The following is a 6,573-nucleotide window of genomic DNA, read 5'->3' as shown; positions in this document are numbered from 1 at the left end:
GGGGTCGCGACCGGACGGCGCGTGATGGCGTCCGCGGCGGAATCGCTCAAGCGCGTAACGCTCGAACTCGGCGGCAAGTCGCCAAATTTGGTTTTTGCCGACGCAAATCTGAAGCGCACCGCGGCGGGCGTCGCGCGATCGATCTACCGCAGCCAGGGACAGTCGTGCGTCGCCGGCTCGCGCTTGCTCATCGACAGCCACGTCGCCGCGAATTTTCTTGAACTGTTCGCCTCGGAGATCTCGACCCTCAAAATTGGCGACCCGCTCGCCGACGGCACCGAGTACGGCCCGTTGATTTCTGGCGCGCATCGCGAGCGCGTTCACTCGTTCGTTGCTGACGCGGTCGCAAACGGCGCGAAGCTTTTAGCTGGCGGAAAGAATCCCGCCCAACTCGCGCGAGGATTCTACTACTCGCCGACACTTCTCGACGGCGTCGATGCGCACTCGCGTGCCGTATCCGAGGAAATCTTCGGGCCGGTGCTCACTGTGGAACGATTCGATGACGAAGCGCAGGGCATCGCGAGCGCCAACGCGACGCGCTTCGGCCTCGCCGCCTACGTTTGGACCTCGAACGTTGATCGCGCGCTGCGGGTCGCTGAAAAAATCAAAACCGGAATGGTCTGGGTCAACAGTTTTTTTCTGCGCGATCTGCGCGTTCCGTTTGGAGGTGCGAAGATGAGCGGGCTCGGCAGGCAGGGCGGCCGCTTCAGCATGGAGTTCTGGACCGAGCCGAAACTCGTGTGCGTCGCGTACGGCGAGGAGGACCACGATGGGTAAGGTCGTCGCGACCATCTTCACTACCCATGTTCCGCGGCTGATGATCACCGATCCGGTCGCGCGCCGCGCATACATGGGCCGCAACGTGACGACCTTTTACGACGCGATGCCGAAGCTCGAACGCGAGCGCATCCGTCATCTCGACTTCGACACCTTCTTACTAATCGATACTCACTGGTTCTCTACTTTGGAGTACGTACTCAATGCTCACGAGCGGCTCGCGGGTGTGTATACATCGGAAGAGCTGCCGGAGATGCTGCACGGTCTCGAATATGATTACCAGGGCGATGGCGAACTCGCGCGCGCAGTCGAGATGGAAGCTCAGGAGCGGGGGATTCGCGCTATCGCGTCGGCGCATAGCAACTTACCGATGCACTATCCCACGCTCAACGTGATGTACTACTTCAATCACGAAGCGCGCCGCCGGGTGTTGTCACTGAGTGTGTGTCAAACGGCGTCGGTCAAAAACGACTTGGCGTACGGCGCCGCGATCGGACAGGCTATCTGGAAATCGAATCGGCGGGTCGTGATCGTGGCCTCCGGCGGCATGTCGCACAAGTTCTGGGACTACGATCACATTCTCGACCGGGCGTCGGCGTCACCCGACGACATCGCGTCAACCGCCAATCGCCTCTATGACGAACGGATCATGGAATGGTTTAAGCAGGGGCGGCACGATGCCGTGCTGTCCGCCGCCGACGACTACCGCGCACATTGTTCGCCCGAAGGCCGCTTCTCGCATTACATCACGATGGCGGGCGCGATGGGCGGCGACTCATGGACCTGGCGCGGCGAGCAGTTCGGAAAATACGAGGCCGCAATCGGAACCGGCCAGGCGATCTTTTTCTTTCAACCCTCATTCAGCGGAGCCGAACGCGAGGCCGCCTAGCGCAATACGGTCGGAGGTGCGCGTTTGAAACTTGCACATGGGATTTTGGCGATGCTGGTGACGCCGTTTCATGACGACTACCGGCTCAACGAAGATGCGCTGCGGCGCGAAGTTCAGTGGGCGATTGCGGCCGGCGCACGAGGCATCGTCGCTGCGCCGAGTATCGGCGAATTTCTGCATATGGATGAGGCCGAGCGCACGCGAGTTTTCGAAATCGTGATCGAAGAGACGCGCAAGCGCGCCGACCTGTCTGCCGTTGCGATGACCTCAGGCGCGACCACGCTCGAGACTCTGCGCTACGCCAAAATCGCCGCCCGCCTCGGCTACGATGCGCAGCAGGTGATTCCGCCGTACTACTGGCGATGCGGCGAGGCCGAAGTCGAGCGCCATTATCGCATGATTGCCGAGGCCGGCGACCTGCCCGTCGTCATCTACCACAACCCCGCGCTCAGCAAGTTCAACATCACGCCGAAGTTCGCCGGCAAGCTCGCGACGATTCCGGGCGTCGTCGCATTCAAGGAAGTGCTGACCGACTTGCAGCATCTCGAGGCGCTGTACGACGAGGTGGACGGCCGCGCGGACATCTATAATACGTTTCGCGCGATGCTGGCAGGGCTAATGCTCGGCGCGGCCGGCGGCTTCATCAATATTTTCGCGGTGCCGGCCGCGGTCGCGCTGCTCAAGGCGTACCAGGCCGGCGATTACAAGCGCGCCGAGGAAATTCAGCGCCGGCTCAATCGATGCTTTCCGCGCGGCGGTGAAGAAACGCTCGGCCATCTAGGGACTACGAAAGTCACTGCTTCGGTCGCGACCGGAATCGAGATGGGCCCGGCGCGGCCGCCGTACATGGCGCCCGCCGACGCCGCAGAACGAATCCGCAAGCGCCTGCCGTTGCTCAACGAGGTCATCTGAGATGGGTGCGCGCTCGGGCAACAATTACCTGTCGTCGCTGAAAAAGCTCGGCGCAGAAATCTGGATCGGCGGCGCTCGCGCCGGCGATGTCACCGCGCATCCTGCGTTCGCCAATTGCGCGCGCTCGGTCGCGTCGCTCTACGACATGCAGATGGAGCATCCCGAGACGATGACCTTCCGCACCGACGACGGCGGTCGCGCGGGAATGTCGTTCATCATTCCGAAGAGCGCCGACGACCTGCGCAAGCGCACGCGGATGATGAAGACGTGGGCCGACTTCGGCTGCGGGATGCTCGGGCGCACGCCGGATTACCTGAACGTGAGTCTCGCCGCGATGGCCGCGGCGCGTGAGTTTTTTGCGGAAAGCGATAAGCGTCACGGCGACAACATCTGGAATTACTATATCGAGGCGCGGCATCACGATTGGTGCGCGACGCACACTCTCGTCAATCCGCGTGCGAGCCGCGCCGCCGGATGGGCGGGACATACCGACGCCGACCTGGCGCTCAAGCTCGTCGAGAAGACCAAGGAAGGTATCGTCGTGAGCGGATGCCGGATGCTCGCGACGCTGGCGCCGCTCTCGGAGGAGTTGCTGGTGTTTCCTTCGACGGTGCTGAAGGCCGAGCCCGCGGCTGAGCCCTTCGCGCTGTCGTTTGCGATCAATTGCAACGCCAAAGGCCTCAAGTTCCTGTGCCGTGACACCTACGACCTGGGCCGTTCACGCTTCGACAATCCGCTCGCGTCGCGCTTTGACGAGATGGACGCGGTGGTCGTGTTTGACAACGTGCTCGTGCCGTGGGAGCGCGTTTTTCTGTGGGGCGACGTCGCGCGATGCAACGCGCTGTACGCGGGAACCGGCGCGGTCGTGCACATGATGCACCAAGTGGCGGTGAAAAATGTCGCGAAGAGCGAGTTCGTTTTGGGACTGGCTGCGCGAATCGCCGAAGCCAGCGATGCGATGAGTTTACCGCATGTGCGCGAACGCATTGCCGAAATGATCATGACCACCGAGACGATGCGTGCGTGCCTGCGCGCGGCTGAAGCTGACGCCGCTCCTGACAAATGGGGCGTCTTCACGCCGGCGCGGGCGCCGCTTGACACCGCGCGCAATCTTTTCCCGCGCTTGTATCCGCGCCTGGTCGAAATTATCCAGCTCAACAGTTCGAGCTCGCTGATGGCGACGCCGTCCGCGGCTGACTTCGCAAATCCCGCCGAGCTGCCGGACATCGAGCGCTACTTCGGCGCCGCCGACGCACCCGCGAAGGACCGCGTCGCGCTGTATCGATTGGCATGGGAGGTCGCATGCAGCGCCTTCGGCGGCCGCCAGGTTCTCTACGAGCGCTTCTTCTTCGGCGACCCGGTAAGAATGGCAAGCGCGCTGGTCGACAATACCGACCTGAAGCCGCTGATAGATCGAGTGCGCGCATTCCTGAAACGCGCCGACTGAGTAAGTCCGGTTCCGTCACTCCGGTTGATTTCATCCCGAGCGAGCGACGCGAGCCTCGCTTTGTCAGGATGACAGAAGCGCTCGCGTTGCTCCCTTCCCGATCACGCAACACATAACAGCGCGGATGGCGGACTGCGCCAGCGCCCGCTATCGTCATGCATCCATGGCACGACTTCGAAAAGCAGCTCGCATCTGGGGCAATCCCAAGGCGCGCGAAATTGGCGAGCGCGTACTCTTCACACCTGACGACGACCTCTTCACGATCGATCCGCTCGCGATGTTCGGCCGCCGCGCGCCAATCGAAGTCGAGATCGGCGCGGGCAAAGGCGAATTCATCATCGAGCGCGCCGCGCAGTTTCCCGAGCGCAACTTTATCGCGGTCGAACTCTCCTCGACGATCACGCGGGTGCTGGCGGTGCGATGCGGCCGCGCGGGACTCGACAATTTGCGCGTCGTGCGGATGGACGCGCGCACGCTGGTCAACCTGATGCTCGGGGACGCGTCCGTCAGCGCGTACCATATCTATTATCCCGACCCCTGGCCGAAGGAGCGTCACGTCAAGCATCGGCTGTTCACGCCGACGCTCGTCGCGAGCCTGTTTCGCACCGTCGAGCCAGGGGCGATCGCCTACGTCGCGACCGACGTGCGCGGTTACGCCGCCGAGATTTTCCCAATGATGCTCGCGGCAGGCTTTATCCGCGCGGTCGAGGCCGCGCCGGGCGCTGAGCGCACCGGGTTCGCGCGCAAGTATGTTGCCGCCGGCAAACCGGTTTTCTCGGCCTCATTCCGGAGGCCGCGTCAGTCCAAAAGTACCTGAATCCGCCCGCCTGTCATCACGAGGTGCCGAATCGCGGATCTGGTGCGGATTGCAATGCCGGACCGCCTTGTTTAACCTTTTCGCGACTCTCCGATGAAACGCTTGCTGTTGATACTGGTGGCTTTTGTTCTACTGCCTGCCGCGGCTTGTAGTTTGCGCCAGAAGCCTTCCGGCGAAGACTACTACGCGCAGGGTCAACTTAATTTTGCGACAAAAGAGTACAAGGCAGCGATCGAAAATTATCAGCAGGTGATCGACAAATATCCGTTCAGCCCATATGCCGAAGACGCCGAGATGAAAATCGGCCTCGCCTACTACCAGCAAAAGGATTACGCCGAGGCGATCGGCGCGCTGGACGATTTCCAGCGGATGCATCCGACGAGCAAAAATCTCGAGCTCGTCACCTATTACATCGGCCTGAGTTACTACGATCAGATTGGGCGCGAGGACCAGGATCAGGGCAAGACCGAAGCGGCGCTCAAGCGCTTCCAGGAACTGGAGCAGCGCTTTCCCGAAGGCGATTTTTCCGAGCTGGCGCATGACAAGGTCCTGGTATGTCGCGAGATGCTCGCGCGCAACCAGATGATCGTCGGCAACTACTATTACAAGCGCGCAAACTTCCGCGCGGCAGAATCGCGCTTTGCCGAGCTGCTGCAGAAATATCCCGAGACTCCGGTCGCGCCGGACGCGCTGTTCGAACTGGGAATTTCGCTCGAGAAGGAAGGCAAGCGATACTCGGCGGCGCAGGCTTTCGCCGCCGTGGAGAAGCATTTCCCCACCTCCAACTATGCCAAGAGAGCCCGGACCGAGCTCGCCAAGCTCCACCAACCAATCGACACCGAAGAAGATCCGCTGCCGCTGGTGCTGGCCGAGACCGGCTACGGCGGAAATCCCGATGACTCGAACGCGGACAAAGTAGTCGTGCGCCAGCGCTCCGAGATGCGCGGCACCGATGTCGCGTCTAGCGGCGGGTCCACATACGGAGCCGACGGACTGCCGAACCTCGATGCGTCGATGCCGCCGGGCGCGGCCGCGAAAGCGTCATCGCCGGAGGTGCCGCCCGTCGCGAACGCGCCCGATCCGTCGCAGCCCGATCTTCCCAGCGCAAAGGCCGGGGGACCTGACATGATGCGGGCGCCGGCTCCTATCCTGCCCAAGCCCACCGGCAGTATCGCCGGCGCCGCCTCGGCGCAGGCGCGCGCGATGACCGGAGAGGCAGACGCAGCTCCGTCGGAGGCGTCGCTCCATCAAATGAACGCGAGCGGGGATGCGACCGCACCCGCGCCGGAGCCAACCTTGCATCAGATGACCGCGCCCGGGGACGCGTCGTCGTCGGCGCCGTTGTCGCTGAGCGAGCCGCCCGCGGCCGGTCCCGCGACCCTGAAGACGATCCGTTTGTCATCGAACGATCCGCCGCTGTCGGTGATTCTTGAACTCAGTGGTCCCGTCAGCTTCGACAAGAACCTGCAGAGTAGTTCCGACGGCTCGACCGCGACTGTGATGCTCAAGGACGTTACCCTGGACCCGGCCCTGCAGACTCATCTGGTGTTCGACAAATCGATCTTCAAGGATTGCAGCGTCTCGAGCAGCTCGGCAGGCACCACCGTCACCCTCAACATGCAGCCAGTCGCACACTTCGCGGTGGTGCCGCTCGAAAGTCCGCCGCGCCTGCTGATGACGTTCACCCCGCAAGCCGGAACCCTGAAGACCAGTTCCGCGAAGTAAGGGGCT

General features: G+C 62.6%; 6 protein-coding genes. All 6 read left to right on the top strand.

Translation table 11 applies throughout. The features are described 5' to 3' along the window. Positions 1-777: aldehyde dehydrogenase family protein (locus tag VIW95_RS09705; RefSeq protein WP_331585864.1), on the top strand; the 777-nt coding region annotated here is incomplete at its 5' end. Continuing rightward, the gene (locus VIW95_RS09700) at positions 770-1,666 is read left to right on the top strand and encodes a hypothetical protein (RefSeq protein ID WP_331585862.1); all 897 of its coding nucleotides are present in this window, start codon (positions 770-772) and stop codon (positions 1,664-1,666) included. The genes VIW95_RS09705 and VIW95_RS09700, both read left to right, overlap by 8 nt. Before the next feature lie 24 nt (positions 1,667-1,690). Beyond that, on the top strand, positions 1,691-2,578 hold the full coding sequence (locus VIW95_RS09695) for a dihydrodipicolinate synthase family protein (protein WP_331585860.1): 888 nt from the start codon (positions 1,691-1,693) through the stop codon (positions 2,576-2,578). Between the two features lies 1 nt (position 2,579). After that, the gene (gene hpaB / locus VIW95_RS09690; RefSeq protein ID WP_331585858.1) at positions 2,580-4,025 is read left to right on the top strand and encodes a 4-hydroxyphenylacetate 3-monooxygenase, oxygenase component; all 1,446 of its coding nucleotides are present in this window, start codon (positions 2,580-2,582) and stop codon (positions 4,023-4,025) included. Positions 4,026-4,188: 163 nt separating this feature from the next. After that, on the top strand, positions 4,189-4,842 hold the full coding sequence (trmB, locus tag VIW95_RS09685) for a hypothetical protein (protein ID WP_331585856.1): 654 nt from the start codon (positions 4,189-4,191) through the stop codon (positions 4,840-4,842). A gap of 117 nt (positions 4,843-4,959) precedes the next feature. After that, positions 4,960-6,567 carry an outer membrane protein assembly factor BamD gene (gene bamD / locus VIW95_RS09680; protein WP_331585854.1) on the top strand — a complete coding sequence of 536 codons (1,608 nt, stop codon included), beginning with the start codon at positions 4,960-4,962 and terminating at the stop codon, positions 6,565-6,567. Positions 6,568-6,573 lie beyond the last annotated feature (6 nt).

The sequence above is a fragment of the Binatus sp. (SeqCode) genome, assembly GCF_036522015.1.
Lineage (GTDB): Bacteria > Desulfobacterota > Binatia > Binatales > Binataceae > Binatus.
Note: the sequence above shows the minus strand (reverse complement) of the source record. Positions and strands in the feature narration are given on the sequence as shown.

What these genes read in the sequence shown, in the direction of transcription:
- VIW95_RS09700 (WP_331585862.1), top strand. Translation starts at nt 770, where the DNA reads ATGGGTAAGGTCGTCGCGACCATCTTCACTACCCATGTTCCGCGGCTG.
- hpaB (WP_331585858.1), top strand. Translation starts at nt 2,580, where the DNA reads ATGGGTGCGCGCTCGGGCAACAATTACCTGTCGTCGCTGAAAAAGCTC.
- trmB (WP_331585856.1), top strand. Translation starts at nt 4,189, where the DNA reads ATGGCACGACTTCGAAAAGCAGCTCGCATCTGGGGCAATCCCAAGGCG.